General features: G+C 66.7%; 16 protein-coding genes, 1 tRNA gene and 4 pseudogenes. 12 read left to right on the forward strand and 9 right to left on the reverse strand.

Features of this window, described 5'->3' with window-relative positions:
* Positions 1-10: 10 nt before the first annotated feature.
* Entirely contained in the window at positions 11-1267 is a 1257-nt protein-coding gene (locus tag OL239_RS00420; RefSeq protein ID WP_268910281.1) for a DUF445 domain-containing protein, read from the forward strand.
* Positions 1268-1337: 70 nt separating this feature from the next.
* Here the strand turns inward: OL239_RS00420 and OL239_RS00425 are convergent, their stop codons facing one another.
* The 3 genes and pseudogenes from OL239_RS00425 to OL239_RS00435 all read right to left on the reverse strand — a co-directional run bounded on the left by OL239_RS00425 (position 1338) and on the right by OL239_RS00435 (position 3309).
* On the reverse strand, positions 1338-2087 hold the full coding sequence (locus OL239_RS00425) for a hypothetical protein (protein WP_268910282.1): 750 nt from the start codon (positions 2085-2087) through the stop codon (positions 1338-1340).
* Positions 2088-2244: 157 nt separating this feature from the next.
* Positions 2245-2513 (reverse strand): annotated as a pseudogene (locus tag OL239_RS00430) (GlsB/YeaQ/YmgE family stress response membrane protein).
* A gap of 166 nt (positions 2514-2679) precedes the next feature.
* The gene (locus OL239_RS00435) at positions 2680-3309 is read right to left on the reverse strand and encodes an alpha/beta hydrolase (protein ID WP_268910283.1); all 630 of its coding nucleotides are present in this window, start codon (positions 3307-3309) and stop codon (positions 2680-2682) included.
* Between the two features lie 381 nt (positions 3310-3690).
* On the opposite strand from OL239_RS00435, the gene OL239_RS00440 reads away from it, so the two are divergent.
* From OL239_RS00440 to OL239_RS00455, 4 genes and pseudogenes are all read left to right on the forward strand, one after another.
* A complete protein-coding gene (locus tag OL239_RS00440) occupies positions 3691-4722 on the forward strand; it encodes a 1-phosphofructokinase family hexose kinase (RefSeq protein ID WP_268910284.1) in 1032 nt (343 codons plus the stop codon).
* Positions 4722-6882 (forward strand): annotated as a pseudogene (locus tag OL239_RS00445) (PTS fructose transporter subunit IIABC). The gene OL239_RS00440 and the pseudogene OL239_RS00445 overlap by 1 nt, the downstream one beginning before the upstream one ends.
* 30 nt (positions 6883-6912) lie before the next feature.
* Positions 6913-8620: pseudogene (gene ptsP / locus OL239_RS00450) on the forward strand (phosphoenolpyruvate--protein phosphotransferase).
* 42 nt (positions 8621-8662) lie between these two features.
* The gene (locus tag OL239_RS00455) at positions 8663-8941 is read left to right on the forward strand and encodes an HPr family phosphocarrier protein (RefSeq protein WP_268910285.1); all 279 of its coding nucleotides are present in this window, start codon (positions 8663-8665) and stop codon (positions 8939-8941) included.
* A 211-nt stretch (positions 8942-9152) separates the two neighbouring features.
* Here the strand turns inward: OL239_RS00455 and OL239_RS00460 are convergent, their stop codons facing one another.
* The 5 genes from OL239_RS00460 to OL239_RS00480 form a co-directional block, all read right to left on the reverse strand.
* Positions 9153-9884 (reverse strand): hypothetical protein, encoded by a 732-nt coding sequence (locus OL239_RS00460; RefSeq protein ID WP_268910286.1) that lies wholly within the window; start codon positions 9882-9884, stop codon positions 9153-9155.
* Positions 9885-9891: 7 nt separating this feature from the next.
* The gene (locus OL239_RS00465; RefSeq protein ID WP_268910287.1) at positions 9892-10623 is read right to left on the reverse strand and encodes a hypothetical protein; all 732 of its coding nucleotides are present in this window, start codon (positions 10621-10623) and stop codon (positions 9892-9894) included.
* 172 nt (positions 10624-10795) lie between these two features.
* Positions 10796-11119 (reverse strand): GNAT family N-acetyltransferase, encoded by a 324-nt coding sequence (locus OL239_RS00470; protein WP_268910288.1) that lies wholly within the window; start codon positions 11117-11119, stop codon positions 10796-10798.
* A gap of 54 nt (positions 11120-11173) precedes the next feature.
* A complete protein-coding gene (locus OL239_RS00475; protein WP_268910289.1) occupies positions 11174-11383 on the reverse strand; it encodes a hypothetical protein in 210 nt (69 codons plus the stop codon).
* A gap of 10 nt (positions 11384-11393) precedes the next feature.
* A complete protein-coding gene (locus tag OL239_RS00480; RefSeq protein ID WP_268910290.1) occupies positions 11394-11771 on the reverse strand; it encodes a hypothetical protein in 378 nt (125 codons plus the stop codon).
* A 562-nt stretch (positions 11772-12333) separates the two neighbouring features.
* Here OL239_RS00480 and OL239_RS19205 point away from each other — a divergent pair.
* The 3 genes and pseudogenes from OL239_RS19205 to OL239_RS19895 form a co-directional block, all read left to right on the forward strand.
* A pseudogene (locus tag OL239_RS19205) lies at positions 12334-12471 on the forward strand (iron-containing redox enzyme family protein); the annotation flags it as partial.
* A 103-nt stretch (positions 12472-12574) separates the two neighbouring features.
* On the forward strand, positions 12575-13066 hold the full coding sequence (locus OL239_RS19210; protein ID WP_329609309.1) for an iron-containing redox enzyme family protein: 492 nt from the start codon (positions 12575-12577) through the stop codon (positions 13064-13066).
* A 167-nt stretch (positions 13067-13233) separates the two neighbouring features.
* Positions 13234-13623 (forward strand): CDGSH iron-sulfur domain-containing protein, encoded by a 390-nt coding sequence (locus tag OL239_RS19895; protein WP_442864268.1) that lies wholly within the window; start codon positions 13234-13236, stop codon positions 13621-13623.
* Here OL239_RS19895 and OL239_RS00495 read toward each other — a convergent pair.
* Positions 13582-13657 (reverse strand) — tRNA-Lys (locus tag OL239_RS00495). The genes OL239_RS19895 and OL239_RS00495 overlap by 42 nt on opposite strands.
* 165 nt (positions 13658-13822) lie before the next feature.
* On the opposite strand from OL239_RS00495, the gene OL239_RS00500 reads away from it, so the two are divergent.
* The 4 genes from OL239_RS00500 (at position 13823) to OL239_RS00510 (ending at position 16324) form a co-directional block, all read left to right on the forward strand.
* Positions 13823-14467 carry a hypothetical protein gene (locus OL239_RS00500; RefSeq protein ID WP_268910291.1) on the forward strand — a complete coding sequence of 215 codons (645 nt, stop codon included), beginning with the start codon at positions 13823-13825 and terminating at the stop codon, positions 14465-14467.
* 283 nt (positions 14468-14750) lie between these two features.
* Positions 14751-15314, forward strand: coding sequence for a DUF47 domain-containing protein (locus OL239_RS00505; protein WP_268910292.1), 564 nt, complete (start codon positions 14751-14753; stop codon positions 15312-15314).
* Positions 15315-15485 (forward strand): hypothetical protein, encoded by a 171-nt coding sequence (locus OL239_RS19215; RefSeq protein ID WP_329609310.1) that lies wholly within the window; start codon positions 15315-15317, stop codon positions 15483-15485.
* Complete coding sequence (locus OL239_RS00510; RefSeq protein ID WP_329609390.1) at positions 15482-16324, forward strand: inorganic phosphate transporter; 843 nt, start codon at positions 15482-15484, stop codon at positions 16322-16324. Before OL239_RS19215 ends, OL239_RS00510 begins: the two co-directional genes overlap by 4 nt.
* Positions 16325-16343: the final 19 nt, after the last annotated feature.

Below are 16343 nucleotides of genomic sequence, written 5' to 3' on the forward strand. Positions count from 1 at the left end.
GAGCCAGCGCATGAGCGTCCCGCTGCTGAATGACGTCGAACGCGCGGCGGGCCTGCGGCGGATGAAAATGCTGGCCACCGGCCTGCTCGTGCTGCTGGCGGTTATCTTCGTGTTTTCCTTTGCCCTGCAGGACCGCTACCCCTGGCTGCAGTATGTCCGTGCGGCAGCGGAGGGCGGCATGGTGGGGGCCCTGGCGGACTGGTTCGCCGTTACGGCGCTCTTCAAGCACCCGATGGGCGTGAAAATCCCGCACACGGCCATCATTCCCCGCAAAAAGGACCAGATTGGCGCATCCCTGGGGCAGTTCGTGGAGAGCAACTTCCTCTCCGAGGAGGTCATCCGCCAGAAGCTGGGATCCATGGCGCTGGCGCAAAAAGCCGGGGCCTGGCTGGAGCGCCCGGAGAGTGCGGCCCGGGTGGCTACCGAAGGTTCGGCGGCTATCCGCGGAATCCTGCGGGTTTTGGACGATGACGCGGTCAAGGCCGTCCTGGAGTCCATGTTCCGGCGCCACGTGGTTGATCCGCCCTGGGGCCCGCCGATGGGCCGGGTGGCGGAGAAGGTCTTCGACGAAGGGCACCACCACCAGCTGGTGAACCTGGTGGTGGACAGCATCAGCGACTGGGTGGCCGCCAACCCGTACATCATTTCCGAACTGGTCACCCAGCGTTCCCCGTCCTGGGTTCCGTCCTTTGTGGACGACCTGGTGGGAGACCGGGTGCAGGTGGAGGTGCGGCGCTTCCTGACGGCTGTGCAGGAGGATCCGAACCACGAGCTGCGCCGCGCCCTGGACGACTACCTCAAGGGCCTGGCCCGGGACCTGCAGGAGGACCCGGCGGTCATGGCGAAGGCAGACGCGATCAAGGAGCAGGTCCTCGACGACCCGCGGGTCCAGCAGCTCATTACTTCCACCTGGGCCACGGTCAAGAATGCCCTGACAACCGCCGTCGACGACCCGGACAGTGAGCTGACGCGGAACTTCAAGGCAGCAGTGCAGGACTTCGGCCGCCGGCTGACCACTGACACGGAACTCGCAGCGAAGGTGAACAACTGGATCGCCGACGGCGCCGGCTACCTGGTCAAGACCTACAGCAGTGACATTGCCGCAGTGATCACCGAGACGGTTGAGCACTGGGACGCCCGGGAAACGTCCGAGAAGATCGAGCTTCAGGTGGGCAAGGACCTGCAGTTCATCCGCATCAACGGCACAGTGGTCGGGTCCCTGGCGGGGCTGGCAATTTTCAGTGTCGCGCACGCCGTCTTCGGCTAGGCCGGCGGCAAGGGCTGGCAAGGCCGGGGGCGTGCCGGTCCGAGGGCCAAGGCCCGGCCGGCCCTACTGGTTATGAAGCGCCGCCGGGCAGCCGGCGCAGGTCTTCGGCCAGTTCTCCGCTAATGGTGTCCGGGGCCGGGCCGAAGGCCTTGCGCGCCGTTTTGATGACGCCCTTGCCCATCGCGTGGTTGCCTGCGCCGCCCACCACTGCGCCAACTCCCAGCGGCAGCGCGCGTCCCAGCATGGCCGTGCCCTGCCGGGCGACAATGCGCTTGGTGAACTGTTTGCGGATGGACGAACCAACGCCGCCCATCAGCCCGGAGGGCATTCCGCCCAGGGAGCTGGCCCACGGTTTGGCACCGCGCCCGGCGACGGACTGCATCATGGCAGTTCCTTCTTCGCCCAGCATGATGGCCATGACCATGGTCCGGGACCGTTCCGGGTCCTCCAGCTGCACGCCGTGCAGTTCCGCCACGGACTGGGCGAAAAGCGCGGTGGCTTCGAGGAAGCCAACGGTCGCGGCAGCGGAAAGGCCCAGGGCCGCCACGGTTCCAATGGCCGGGACGACGGCCGTGGCTCCCACAGCTGCTCCCCCGCCGGTTACGGTGGCCAGGTAATGCTTCTCGATGAGCGCGACCAGTTCCGCGGGCGCCGCGTCCGGATGCTTGCGCTGCAGTCTGCGGATGTTGGCCAGGACCAAGGGGCGCTGGACCTCCACGGCCCGTTCCATTGCCCGCAGCAGTCCAGCCTTCGGTGTGCCGTCCTTTTCAAAGACGGCACCTCCGGCAACCTTGAAGGCACGGTTGGATACAAAACCCACGGCAACGCTCCTTTGTAACTTCGGCGGACCGGTGCGGTGACCGGCCCGGTTAAGCCTACGTGAGGCAGATACGAAAAAGCGGGGCCGGCGGATATCCGCCGGCCCCGCTCCCTGCAGTTACTGCAGGGATCCGCGCCGAGGCGCGAAACTCGTGAAACTACGCGCGGCTGCCACTCTTGCGAGTAACGAAGCCGTAGATCACGAGGACAACGAGAGAGCCCAGGATGGCTACGAGCCAGGTCTCGATGGAGAAGAATTCATTGATGTCGGCACCGAAAGGGCGCCGCCGATCCAACCACCAAGCAGGGCGCCGATGACGCCGAGAACCAAAGTGGCGATCCAGCCGCCGCCCTGGCGGCCCGGAAGGATGGCCTTTGCGATAGCACCGGCGATAAGACCCAGAATAAGGAAAGCAATGAAACCCATGATGTACTCCTTGCTGTGTGAACGAGTGATGATTTCGTTGTTTTACTGAGCGGCCTGTGGGCCGCGCTTTCCTCCACTGTACTTCATAAGCATGCTTATGTAGTAGTCGAAGCGGATTTTCCTTCCCCGGTTATCAATGTTAGGACCGTTTGTATTCCTTGCTGCTTCAGGGTGGGGTTGATACATAACGGCGCAGAAAGATCCCGACGTCGCGGGCTTCCTCAGGACCGATTGAGTGCCCCATTCCGGGATACGTCCGCGCGGTCAAGGCGGTATTCTCCCGGAGCCAATTCTCCGTGTGGACAATCGCATCTTCATTGATGACCCAGTCATTCCGGTCCCGCCCCCAGAAGTACGGAACCGGCTCCGGCAGCGGTTCGGCCATGGCCAGCAGTTCGTTTTCCGCTATGAATCCGGACAGTCCGACGACGGCGCGGAAACCGGCGGGACGCAGCCGCAGCAGCGTAGTTGCCATGGCCATGCCCTGGGAAAACCCGAGCAGCGAAACGCCCGTATAGGAGCCGCCGGCACGGATTTTATCCACCCGGGCGAGCAGACCGGACGCTGCCTCCAGCACTTCCGAGGTATCCGATCCAAGGTAGGGATCCAACAGGAACCATCCGAAGGAATCCCCCACCGGAAAGCTGCCCTGCAGGGCAACACCGGTGACCCCGGCCGGCAGCGACGGGAATAGCCGGACCATTCCAGCCTCGTCGGCACCGTAGCCGTGCAGCATCACCAGGAGGTGGGTTCCGGGACGGGCCGGGGCTTCAGCGGACCAGATTTCCTTCTGCATCCATTTACCCTAGACCGCCGGCCCGCCCTCAGCCGCCAAGCGGTGCGCTGCTTGGCGGATGCGCCCGCCGCGGCGTGCCAATTCCGTCTTGGGAACGGCCGTCCCGACGCAGGTTATTGCAAGCGCCGATCGACCAAAAGTACGCTGGATTGAGCACACCGGACATGGTGCGCACCACAGATTGCAGGTGTCATTCCTTGGCTCCCTTCAACTCATAACAGCTTCCCGCAGCTCCCAGCATCATTGACGGACCGTGCGGCGCCGGCCGCCCAGGACCTCTTCGCCAGTGATTCCGCCACTGCTGCAGCACCGGCAGGCACGGCCGCCGCCCGGCCCCGGCTAAAGCCGCAGTATCCCCAGGAGCCCGAACATGGTGGTTCAATGATCGTCACCCTTACTGTCAATCCCAGCTTGGACCGGACCGTTGAACTGCCCGGGACCCTGGTCCGCGGCGCTGTCCAGCGCGCCACAGCGATCAGCGGGGACCCCGGAGGCAAAGGCGTCAATGTTTGCCGGGCCCTGACCGCGTCCGGGGTTCGGGCGGTGGCGGTCCTGCCCGGCCGGGACGACGATCCCGTGATGGCCGGGCTGCGTTCCGCCGGTGTCAGCTATGCAAACCTGCCGATCGCGGCCGCGCTCCGGAGCAACATCACGCTCACCGAACCCGACGGCACGACCACCAAGATCAACGTTCCGGGCCCGCCGCTCGATGCCGGGGAACAGGAAGGCCTCCTTGACCTGCTCCTTGCCACCTGTGCCGCCGGCGAGGACGGCTCCCCGGCGTCCTGGCTGGTGCTTGCCGGTTCCCTTCCGCCGGGGGCCTCACCGGACCTCTATGCCCTGGTCACCCACGCCGTCCGGCAGCGCTTCGGAAACCGGGCGCCGCGGATCGCCATTGATTCCTCCGGACCTCCCCTCCTGGGTGCGCTCCTTCACAATGCCGCCCCCGACCTGCTCAAGCCGAACGCCGAGGAGCTGGCCGAAGTGACGGGCATCGGCACCGAGGATGAGCTCGAGAGGGATCCCGCCCTCGCGGTCACGGCGGCCCGCACCCTGGTTGCCCGGGGTGTCGGCGCCGTCCTGGCGACCCTGGGACCCAAGGGGGCACTGCTGGTCACCGCCGGCGGTGCCTGGCAGGCAACCCGCCCTCCCGTTGAAGCCAGGTCAACCGTCGGGGCCGGAGATTCCTCGCTGGCCGGTTTCCTGCTGGCCGACGTGGCCGGAGCGCCGCCCCGGGACTGCCTCCGCCAGGCGGTTGCCCACGGAGCCGCTGCGGCGGCCCTGCCCGGCACGGCTGTCCCCGCCCTCTCCCAGACCGACCCCGCCGCGGTGACCGTGACGGAGATTGCCGGTCCTGTTGCCGTGCCGCACACCGGCTCCGCCCGGGCAGCATCCACCAAGGAGGAAGACTAATGTCTGAACTCATCACGCCGGAGTTAGTGACACTGGACCAAAATCTGGGACCTGAACGTTCGGAGGTGATCCGCCACCTGGTCCAAAACGTCGTCTCGGCGGGCCGCGCCACCAGCTTCGATGACCTCTATTCCGATGCCATGGCCCGAGAATCCAAGACAGCAACCGGAGTTCCGGGCGGCATCGCCATCCCCCACTGCCGGTCCGCTGCCGTCACGGAACCAACCCTGGTTATGGCACGCATCCACCCGCCGGTGGACTGGGGCGCCAAAGACGGGCCGGCGGACATTGTCTTCTTCATTGCCGCCCCTGAAGGCGCCGACCAGGAACACCTGCAGCTGCTCGCCAAACTGGCCCGTTCGCTGATCAAGAAGAACTTCACGGGGGCGCTCCGGACCGCCCAGTCCCCCGCGGAAATCGTGGAACTGGTCGACGGCGCCCTGGGCCTGGGCCCCGTCCCGCCGCCCCAGGCGGAAACCGCGGGCACTCCGGGAGCAGCTTCCGGCGCTCCGCGCGGCGCCCACACCGCAGGTGCCCGGCCGGCTGACGCTGATACCGGCGCCGGAACAGCCGGCAGCGGTGGGACATCCGGCACCGGGGGCGGGGAAGCCGCGTCCGGGGAACACCCCGCCGGCACGTCCGGCGCCGGGGAGCCCCGGCGGCTCGTGGCCGTTACGGCATGTCCCACCGGCATCGCCCACACGTATATGGCCGCGGATTCCCTGGGGGCCGCGGCAGCGGAGCGCGGCGTCGACCTCCAAGTGGAGACGCAGGGCTCGGCCGGCTCCACTCCGCTGGATCCGTCCGTGATCCGGAATGCTGATGCCGTCATCTTTGCCACCGACGTTGATGTGCGGGACAAGGGCCGGTTCGCCGGGCTGCCCGTGGTCAGCGGTCCGGTGAAGCGGGGCATCGACGAACCGGGCGTCATGATCGACGAGGCCCTGGCTTCGGCAAAGGACCCGCACGCCCGGCGGGTGGCCGGCGGAGGAGGCCCCGGAGGGAGGAACGGGACGCCGAAAGCAGCGGCGGCGGAGAAGGATTCGGCGGCCAGCTCAAGCGTGCGCTGCTGACCGGCGTCAGCTACATGATTCCGTTCGTTGCCGGCGGCGGCCTGCTGATTGCCCTGGGCTTCCTGCTGGGCGGGTACGAACTCTCGCTGTCCAGCGACGACGGCACCCTCACCGGCGACATCATCCTCGACGGAAACACCCTGTTCAGCCCCGGGCCGGAGGGCCTGCTGACCTATCTGGGCGCAGTCTTCTGGAAGATCGGAAACCTGTCCCTCGGCTTCCTGGTGCCGGCGCTGGCCGGCTACATTGCCTATGCCCTGGCGGACCGCCCGGGCATCGCCCCCGGCTTCACGGCCGGCGCCGTCGCGCTCTTCATGGACGCCGGGTTCATTGGCGGCATCATCGGCGGCCTGCTGGCCGGCTACGTCGCCAAGTGGGTGGGCAGCTGGAAGGTACCGGCCTGGCTCAGGGCCTGATGCCGGTGGTCATCATCCCCCTCGTTGCCTCCCTGATAGCCTCGGGCCTGATGATCCTGGTCCTGGGCGGACCAATTGCCGGCCTGACCCTCGCCCTGAACGACTGGCTCACCGGACTGTCCGGAGCCGCCGCCATCGTGCTGGGCATTATTCTGGGCCTGATGATGGGCTCGGACCTCGGCGGTCCCATCAACAAGGTCGCATACGCCTTTGCCGTCGCCGGCCTGGGCGAAGGCAGCTTCGAGAACCAGGCGCCATGGCAGATCATGGCGGCGGTGATGGCCGCGGGCATGGTTCCTCCGCTGGGCATGGCATTGGCCACCGTTCTGGACAAGCAGCAGTTCTCCATGGCGCTGCGGGAAAACGGGAAGGCCGCATGGCTGCTGGGAGCCGCGTTCATTTCGGAGGGCGCCATTCCGTTCGCCGCCGCGGATCCGTTCCGGGTCATCCCGTCCTGCATGGTCGGCGGTGCCGTTGCCGGCGCCATATGCATGGGGACAGGCGTGACGTCGCAGGCACCGCACGGCGGTATCTTCGTCTTCTTCGCCATTGGCAACGTACTGATGTTCATCGTGGCTATCCTCGCGGGAATGGCGGCCTCAGGATTGATCTATGTTGCCCTTAAGCGATGGACGTCGCCTAAGCGTGCCGAGGAGCCGGTCATTGCTTAACCCACCAACCATCCACGGAGAGGCACATTGATGCGGACCATCACGGGAATCGGAGTCAGCGCCGGACGGGTGCTGGGGCCCTCGCTGCGGATGCCGCCACCGGTGCCCGAGCCCGACGCAGATGCAAGGTTCGGCGCGGACAGCACAGTGGATGGTGAGAAGGCGCGCCTGAAGGACGCCGCCGAAGACGTTCGGGATGATCTGCGGCACCGCGCCGAAACAGCATCGGGTGACGCCAAGGCCGTCCTGAACGCAACGGCCATGATGGCAACGGATCCGATGCTGCTCAAGGCGGCCGGGAAACATATCAACGCGGGCATGACCCCGGAACGCGCCGTCTGGGAGGCGGGAATGGAGGTGGCGGCCATGCTGCAGAGCCTGGGCGGCTATATGGCCGAGCGCACCCAGGATGTCCTCGATGTTCGGGCCCGCATCGTCGCCCGGCTGGACGGGCTGCCGGCCCCCGGGATCCCGGCGTCCGATGTTCCGTTCATCCTCCTCGCCGAAGAACTGGCTCCCGCGGACACCGCCACATTGGATCCCGCCAAGGTGATCGGCCTGCTGACATCGGGCGGCGGGCCGCAGTCCCACACCGCCATTCTGGCCCGTTCCCTCGGGCTTCCCGCCGTGGTGGGTGCCCCGGACGCCGACTCGATTGCCGACGGCGCCGAACTCTTCCTCGACGGCGCCTCCGGAACCGTAGTGGTGGAACCCGGGACCGCCGAGCGGGAAGCGGCGCAAAAGTACGCAGCCAGGGTTTCCTCCCGCCGTTCAGCGGCAAGGGCATGACGTCGGACGGGTACGCCGTTCCGCTGCTCGCCAACGTCGGCTCCGGCAAGGACGCCCGTGCCGCTGCAGTGGCCGGCGCCGAAGGGATCGGCCTGCTGCGCACTGAGTTCTGCTTTCTGGGCCGTGATTCCGAACCCGGCGTGGAGGAGCAGGTGCAGGCCTACGGAACCGTCTTCGAGGCCTTCCCGGGCCGGAAAGTCGTGATCCGCACCCTGGATGCCGGAGCCGACAAACCGCTTCCGTTCCTGACCGACGCCAGCGAACCCAATCCGGCGCTGGGCGTCCGGGGTTACCGCACGGACCGCACTTCCCCCGGCGTGCTGGAGCGGCAGCTCGAGGCCATTGCGATTGCTGCGGGCGCACACGAGGCCGACGTTTGGGTCATGGCGCCCATGATCGCGACCGCAGCCGAAGCCGCGGACTTCGCCGTCATGTGCACCGGAGCGGGGCTGGCCATCCCCGGGGTGATGATTGAGGTTCCCGCAGCCGCAGTGATGGCGCAGTCGATACTGTCCCGGGTTCGGTTTGCCTCCTCGGCACCAATGACCTCACGCAGTACACCATGGCGGCGGACCGGCAGCTGGGCTCCCTGGCCGCCCTGAACGATCCCTGGCAGCCTGCGGTCCTGCAGCTGATAAAGAGCACTGTCGGCGGCGCCCGGGCCGCCGAGGCTGCCGCCGCCTCGGACTCCCCGGACGCGCCCAAGAATGTGGGCGTCTGCGGCGAGTCGGCAGCGGACCCGGCGCTCGCCGTCGTGCTGGCGGGGCTGGGAGTCAACACCCTGTCCATGACCCCGCGGGCGCTGGCAGCCGTGGGTGCGGTGCTGGCCTCGGTAAGCATTGCCGAAGCCCGGGACCTGGCCTCCCTTGCCCTGGGTGCCCCCTCCGCCGCAGAGGCGCGGTCGGCGGTGCGCAGCCGGCTCCCCGTCCTGGACGAGCTGGGGCTGTGAACGTCCTCCCAACTACGAAGTGCAACCGGAAGGAAACATCCCATGCCAGAACGTAAAGCCACAATCGCGAGCCGGGTGGGCCTGCACGCCCGCCCCGCGTCAATCTTCGCCGAGGCCGCAGCGGCGCAGCCGGTGGATGTCACCATTGCGATGGAGGGTGAGCCGGCCGACGAAGCGATGGACGCAGCGAGCATGCTGTCCCTGATGAGCCTGGGGGCCTCGAACGGTGATGTGGTGGTGCTGCGGGCGGAAGGCGACGGCGCCGACGAGGCCCTCGATGCCCTGGTCCAAATTCTGGAAACGGACCTCGACGCGCAATAGCACCGCCATACCGCGGGGTGAAAAGCGGGAGTTTCCGTTGGACGGAACTCCCGCTTTTCAACCCCGCACCATTTCCGGCAATGGAAACAGCGAAGCCAGCGGAGATAATCCGCTGGCTTCGGTTGTAACGTCACGCTGACCCCCCACAGGCAGCGGATGTTACATAATCATTATTCTGACACAAGATGATGAAAATGTGGACGTGCGTTGCCTATTCTTTATCAAAGGAGCCGTACGCCCTTGCCAGCAGACCTGGCTTCGGGTGCTTCTTGGCCATTCGGTGCGAGTTCCACATCAGCGCCAGCCCGAAAGCCACCACGATGACTGCCGCATAGTTCAGCAGGGTGTCCCACCATCCCCGCTCCAGGCCCCACACGAACAGGCTCAGCAGCGTGTGGACGACCGCTGCGCTCATTCCGAGCGCAATAAGGCCGGCACTGAACCGGATGTCGCCCGGCTGCCGGGAGTTCAGCGCGAAAGCGGACAGGGCGGGCACCAGACAGGCCGCGACGTATGCCGTGTACAGCCTGCCGGCGTCGCTGTAGGCCAGCACCGTCACTTGGTCCCGGTACCCGGAGAGGCCGGGCGAGGACCGCGGCAGGTCGCTGAGCAGGAAGAGCACGGTCACCAGCAGCACGGATGCGGCAAGAACGCAGCGGCCGGCCGGACCCCCAATGAAACGCGCGGCACCCTGTGCATTAAAGGCGGCAGCGAGTTTAAGTCCCAATATCAGGAAGACCGTGAACAGTGAGTAGCGAAGGATGAGATTCGCAGCGTTCACACCGCCCAGCAGCGGATCAACAAAGAGGTAAATCCGCGGGATACTCAATGCCATCGCCAGCGACATGAGAATCAGGGCAGTGAATATCCCCCTGTTCTCACCCCGGGCCGCCCCCGGAGCCCGCAGCAGCGCGAAAAAAGGGTCACACCCAAGGCTGCCCACTGTAACGTCATCCCAATTGCTCCAATAATGCAGAGTTGCTTTTTTCGTCGTTCTCAACCTTCTTCAGAACCTTACCCAGGGCATCCAACCGGTCGCGGGCCAGAATTACCAGGTCTGCGTCGGACAACTGCGCGAGGGCCTGCTCGCGTCCGCCCGGCGGCCAGCCGCATTCGTCGGGAGTGAGCAGGCCCGTCGCCACCAGGCCGCTGGCCAGTGACACTCCGGCCAGGCGGGCCGCTTCCAGGGCGAGAGCGCTGGCCAGCCGTCCGGCCGTGAGCTGCGCGGAGAGGTTCTGCGGCGCTACGCCCGTACTTGCGCTGAGCCGCTGCCGCAGGTCACCGGGATCAACAGCCTCGAACCAGCCGCGAACGGAGTTCCGGTGCGGAAAGGGGCATAGCTCAGGCAGTTCCTCGGGGGCAATCCCCGGCTGCCTGCTTCGGGCAACCACCTGCTCCAAAATGCAGACATAGGACACCTGGCTGATAAGTTCAGCGGCGGTCGGCGCCCGCACCCCGTCCCGCAGGCCGCGGTACTCCTCGAAAAAGGACAGCACCTCGACGGGGTCCTGGTCACAGGCCCGGGCCACCTGAACCACGGTGCTGACCGAGACTTTGCCGCGCACGAGCTGCTGAGCCAGTGTCGAGCGCTTAATGCCGGCCAGCCGGCAGAGGTCGGCCGTGGACTCCAGCGGGGCGGCTTTGGCGCGCCAGGTCTGGAAGGCTTTAGCGGACACTGACACGGACAACACCCCCCGATTGGTTTCTCCGGACGGATGCAACTATACTATTTTCACTGGCTCCCCCTTCTGCGTTCCCCCCATATGCAGAGCGGGGAGCCAGCTTCATTAACGCAGCAGCCTCCCCCATTCGGCACGTTTCCTCCCACTGCATGCCGTCAACCGCATTCCAGCCTTAACGGCTCCCCTGCGGCCAGGACACATGGTGACTGAATTCTCCGTGCTTCCCCAGATAGGAGGCAGCGTAGGAGCAGTAGGGTTTGATGCGCCGGCCCGACGCAATAATGTCTTCGGCTGCGAATCTCACGAGCATCGACGAATATCCCCGGTGCCGGAATTTCTCCCGGACCACCGTATGTGTCAGTGCCACCGAGTCAGGTTCTTCGATGTACTCGGCATATTCGGCAGTACCCGCCAGTTCACCCCCGATGCGAAGCTCGTAACGGCTGTGGTCAAGGTTGTGGGAGAGGTGAAGTTCATCCCTGCTGCGCCCGGTCATCCCCAGAGCCTGACACCGAAGTATCGTTTCGTCCAGACTTTGCCGGCAACGGTGCTACGCGGCCCGGCCGTCGCCGCCGGCAGCCTCCGCGCCGGCCCAGGCCTTCTCCAGTCCGGCTACAGCGGCAGCGTATTCCTCCAGCTCCGCATCACCCGGAGCGGCGGGCTCCCCCTCAAGGGGGCGAACGGCCGCCGCCGCCTTCATGGCCCGCATCAGCGTTTTGGTTTCGGGCTTGGCAGGATCCCGCAGGCCGGGCTTCTCCACGGCCTTCCATTCATCGAGCTCGTAGGAGCTCCAGCTGCGCAGGACCGCGTCGTGCCGCCGCTCCAGGGCTGCTGCGGCCTCCCGGCGCTCCGTTCTCTTTCGGCTCTCGACGCGCCGCCGGTGGCGTATCTGCACCCAGCCCACGGCGCATGCCGCCCCGGCGAGGGCGAAGAGCCCGATCCAGGGGGCGCGCTCCCGGACTGCCCGCCACCGCCCAGGCAACGGCGAGCAGGGCGGCCAGCAGCCCCGTGAAACCGATCCAGAACAGCTTCTCGCCGTCCCCCCGGTCCAGGGCGGCGTCCACCCGGAATGCCGTCAGCGCCAGGGCGGCAGCCATGAGGATCAGTGCAGGAATGAGGAACCCGGATATGGTTTCAGCTTGCGGCATGGTTCCCTCCTTGGCGCGCCGGCTGTTTTTGTTTCTCCCATCTCACGCCGGATCATCCCAAAGGTCAATGTCAGCAGGCGGGCACGCGGGGCCCGGTTTGGGGTTGGCGGAGCAATACCAAGTATGCTGATGTCCTGGATTTACCGTCCGGCCGCGGCTTCCGCCGCTCCCGGCACGGAGCACGCATCACGGAGCACAAAGGACCAGAATGAGAATTCCCGCAGCGCGCGGACCTGTCAGCACCGCACTCCTTGACCTGCTGCGCACTCCTGACGGACCGGCTGCCGACGGGTTTGCCGCCGTGGCGGATACCGTACGCCGTTCCATCGGCGAGACCGTCGACATTCTCCGGGACGAGGACCTGCAGCTGACCCTGTTTTGCCTCTATGAGCTGCATTACAGCGGACTGGACGGGGTTTCAGACAGCTGGGAATGGCATCCGGGCCTGGTTGGCCTGCGGCTGGAGCTGGAAGCGGTTTTTGAGGCGGCGCTCCGCCGCACGGTTAAGGTGCCCGCACTTCCCGAAGCGACCAGCGAAGCGGTGGCGGAGGAACTGTTCCGGATGGCCGCCGACGACGACGGTCCGAGCGTTTCGCGCTTTGTCGCCTCCAAGGCGACCAGGGAACAGCTGGAGGAATTCCTGATCCTGCGCTCCGTCTACCAGCTCAAAGAAGCAGATCCGCACAGCTGGGCCATTCCCCGCCTGCCGGTGGGCCGGGCGAAGGCCGCCCTCATCGAGATTCAGGCGGACGAGTACGGCGAGGGCGCCCGAACGCATGCACTCCCACCTCTTCGCCGTCACGATGAAGGGCCTGGAGCTGGAAACAGAGTACGGCTGGTATCTGGACTTCGTGCCCGCGCTGACCCTGGCCTCCTCCAACGCCATGTCCCTGTTCGGGCTGAACCGGCGGCTGCGCGGTGCCATTGCGGGCCATCTTGCCGCCTTTGAAATGACGTCCTCCATTCCGAATTCCTTCTACGCCCGCGGGTTCCGCCGGCTGGGCTTCGGCGAGGACGTCACCTACTACTTCGACGAGCACGTGGAAGCCGACGCCGTGCATGAGCAGATTGCCGCCCGGGACCTCGCCGGCGGGCTCGTGGAATCCGACCCTGCCCTGCTCGCCGATGTGCTCTTTGGAGCCGCAGCGGTCCTGACCCTGGACGCGATGATGGGACAGGACCAGCTCTCCGCCTGGCAGGACGGACGGTCCGCCCTGCGCGACGCGGACCCTGCTGCCGCCGCACCCGCCGGCGCTCTCGCCGGAGCCGCGCTGGCTGCCGGAGTGGCGCCGTGACGCGGGCCGGATTCGAACCAGCCGGGCCGGATTCGGGCGAAGCGGGCGAAGCGGGCGAAGCGGGCGAACAGACCGAACGGGCTGCCGCTGGATGCTGCTGCGGCAGCTGCCCTGCGCAGGACTCCCCGGCCGGCCGGGAAGCCGGTGCAGGCCGGGCCGCCGCCTCCGTGGTTGCCTGCCCAAACGGCCCGCTCCTTGTCCGGGGAGACTTCGAGATCGTCACTCCGGAAGGCGTGCCGATTCCCAGGGACCGGGGAACCGTGGCCCTGTGCCGGTGCGGCGGATCAGCCATCAAGCCGTACTGCGACGGTACGCACAAACTGATGAAATTCGACACCTCGCGGCGCCGTCCGGTGCCGGCCGCCGTCGTCGAACGCAGCGGCGGCGCCCCTCCTGACCGCAGCACGGGAAGGCCGCAGGACTCCCCGCGGGGAAAACGGCAAAAAGCACCCCGGTCCGAAGACCGGGGTGCTGCCGACGTCCCGCACCATCCTCAAATGACGCGGCCCATCACATGGTGGGCCCTGTGGGGCTCGAACCCACGACCCACGGATTAAAAGTCCGATGCTCTACCAACTGAGCTAAAGGCCCCCCGCCGACGAATCGACTTCTCCACTTTATCGCACGCGGGACGCATCTCACGAAACGCTGCCGGGGAGTCTTTTCATTTCACTGCCCCGGGAGTGCCTTACCCCGCGCCGGCAGGCTGCCGGGGCCGCCTCGACGCCCCTTCGCGCTGCGGAGTATTCTCAAAACATGAGTGAGTCGAATTCCATGCCGCCACGGCATCACAAGCCCAAGCTGTACGCTCCGCTGGATTTCGCCAATTTCCCCGGAGGTGCAGATCCCGCCCGGGTCTCGGAGGCGGCCCACCTGGCCGCGCAGGCCCTGGTCCATCATGGACGGGACAGCGATGATCCGGAAATCACCCGCCGCCTGGTCAAGCTCGCCGATAAGCAGGGACTCGAGTCCATAGCGGAACTCTGGGCGGAAAGCCCTGCCCGGTCCCTTCCGGGTGCCCTGTGGCGGCTGTATGCCCTCCGCGCCGCCACTCAGCAGAATCCCGAGCGCGTAGCCGCGTTCTACACTGCGGGCAAGGACGTTGCCCAGGTTTCCAAGGTGGTGGCCGGCGTCGCCGAGCCGCTGGGCGCCGACGAGGTCAAGGCCATGGCCGACACCATTCTCTCCGGAGCCTTCGAAGGAGAGTTTGATGTGGCCCTGGAGCGCTTCGCCGCGTTCTGCCGGGTAGTGGCCCTCGGCCAGACCCATCACGCGGATTCCGCGGAAACCGGAAGCAGCGGCACGGCCAGCCAGCTAACGCGCAACGCCCGCCAGCTCGTCAAAACCGCCGAGGACCTGGAACATTCCGCTGCCGCGTGGCGCCGGGGAGAGCTCGACTAGGTGCCCGCCGGGCCTCATGTTGACATCACCGGCCAAGAGTAGAAAACTGAAATCGGTGTCGGACTGCGGAACCCCCGGGCTTCAACTTAGAGCCGCTTCGAGCGGCCTTCCGCCGAGAGGCGCTCCCGGTCCGGCACCACTTTTGTGTCTTCCCGCCCAGCCGATAATCTTAGGCCCGTGACCTACTTCAGGCAGGGCCCCAACGGCACCCGACGTTCCCGGATCACCCAGTGAGGCTGCGGCTTTTCCCCAGGAAAACGCCGGGCTGGAGCTCCTGTCCCGCATGGGAAGCGTGCTGGTGCGCGGAGCGGGCACTCTCTCCGAGGTCCTGGGCGCCGAGCCGGCCGACTATGAGCGGCTCGCCGAACAGATGCACCAGCTGGAAGCCGAATCGACGGACCTGCACTTCGCGCTGATGACACAAATGCGCTCCAGCTTCATCAACCCCCTGCCGCGCGAGGATCTGTACGATATTTCGCTCATCCTGATGTCGGCCATGGAGAACCTCGACGCAGCCGCGGAAGTCGTTTCCCTGTACCGCCTGACCGGCATCTCCGCCCGTGCCGCCGAACAGCTCGAAGTGATCGGCCGGCAGTCGGATCTGACCGTGGGGGCGATGCGCAGGCTGGCCTCCCTCGAAGACCTCGACGACTACTGGATCGAGATGCTCCGCCTGTCCAAGCGGGCCGAAAGCACCCACCGCATCTGGGTTTCCGAACTGGTCCGCGACCACAAGCCCCTCAGCTACGCACGCCACCGGGACCTTGCCGAGCAGCTGGCCGGCACCGCCACCCAGCTTCGCCGGTGCGCAACCGCCGTCGGCGGCATCCTGGTCCGGGAATCCTAGGTGGAGCCGGTCCTGCTGGCCGCCGTCGTGCTGTTTGCCGGAGCCTATGCCTTCATCAACGGCTTCCATGACGTATCCAACTCCATCGCCACGTCGGTCCGCACCCGGGCTCTCCACCCACGGTCGCCGTCGTCCTCGCCGTCGTTTTCAACCTCACCGGCGCCCTGCTGAGCACTGCGCTGGCCGTGGTGCTGGCAGACCGGTTCATCCAGCTGCCGGCAGGAACCCCCGGACTGGGGATCCTGATCGCGGGGCTGCTGGCCGCGTGCGGCTGGGGACTGTGGACGTGGTGGAGGCGCATGCCATCGTCCTCGACCCATGCGCTGGTGGGCGGGATCGTAGGGTCCGGTGCGGCCTCCACGCTGGTGGGAGGCCCCAACATCGCCGAGTCCTACCAGGTGCTGCTGCAGCAGATTATCCTGCCGCTGCTGCTCTCCCCCGTGGTTGCCTTTGTCCTGGCCTACCTGCTGGTGTTCCCCACCACCTGGCTCATGCGCTACAGCTCGCCGCGCCGCGGCGACGCCGGAAACCGGATTGCCCAGTCAGTGTTCACTTCGGCGTTTTCCCTGGGCCACGGCATGCAGGACGGGCAGCGGACCATGGCCGTGATTGTCCTTGCCCTGGTGGCCGCCGGCTATTCGAGCGATGCCGGAATACCTCTGTGGGTGCAGGTCTTCGCCGGCACTGCGCTGGCCGCGGGCAGCCTCTTCGGCGGCTGGCGGATCAGCCACACGCTGGCCAGCCGGCTGGTGCGCATCGACCCCCTGCGCGGCATGAGCGCGACGGCAGTCAGCTCCTCCATGCTGTTCATGGGGGCCCTCTGGCTGCAGATTCCGCTCTCCGGAACCCAGACCATGACGTCGGCCATCGTCGGCGCAGGAGCGAACCAGCGCTTTTCCACGGTCCGGTTCATTCCGCTGCGGGAGATCCTGGTGACCTGGCTTACCACGGCTCCGGCCACCGCACTGCTGGGCGGGATCCTGTTCCTGGCGGTCAGCCCGCTGCTCTAGGCGGGGGGCCTGCCCGGGC

It is taken from the genome of Arthrobacter sp. ATA002 (assembly GCF_026898095.1).
GTDB lineage: Bacteria > Actinomycetota > Actinomycetes > Actinomycetales > Micrococcaceae > Arthrobacter_B.

Excerpts from the sequence above, each read along its gene's own strand:
- OL239_RS00435 (WP_268910283.1), bottom strand. The coding sequence starts at position 3,309 with ATGCAGAAGGAAATCTGGTCCGCTGAAGCCCCGGCCCGTCCCGGAACC.
- OL239_RS00505 (WP_268910292.1), top strand. The coding sequence starts at position 14,751 with ATGGGAAGCGTGCTGGTGCGCGGAGCGGGCACTCTCTCCGAGGTCCTG.
- OL239_RS00455 (WP_268910285.1), top strand. The coding sequence starts at position 8,663 with ATGCCAGAACGTAAAGCCACAATCGCGAGCCGGGTGGGCCTGCACGCC.
- OL239_RS00440 (WP_268910284.1), top strand. The coding sequence starts at position 3,691 with ATGATCGTCACCCTTACTGTCAATCCCAGCTTGGACCGGACCGTTGAA.
- OL239_RS00500 (WP_268910291.1), top strand. The coding sequence starts at position 13,823 with ATGAGTGAGTCGAATTCCATGCCGCCACGGCATCACAAGCCCAAGCTG.
- OL239_RS00480 (WP_268910290.1), bottom strand. The coding sequence starts at position 11,771 with ATGCCGCAAGCTGAAACCATATCCGGGTTCCTCATTCCTGCACTGATC.
- OL239_RS19210 (WP_329609309.1), top strand. The coding sequence starts at position 12,575 with ATGAAGGGCCTGGAGCTGGAAACAGAGTACGGCTGGTATCTGGACTTC.
- OL239_RS00470 (WP_268910288.1), bottom strand. The coding sequence starts at position 11,119 with ATGACCGGGCGCAGCAGGGATGAACTTCACCTCTCCCACAACCTTGAC.
- OL239_RS00420 (WP_268910281.1), top strand. The coding sequence starts at position 11 with ATGAGCGTCCCGCTGCTGAATGACGTCGAACGCGCGGCGGGCCTGCGG.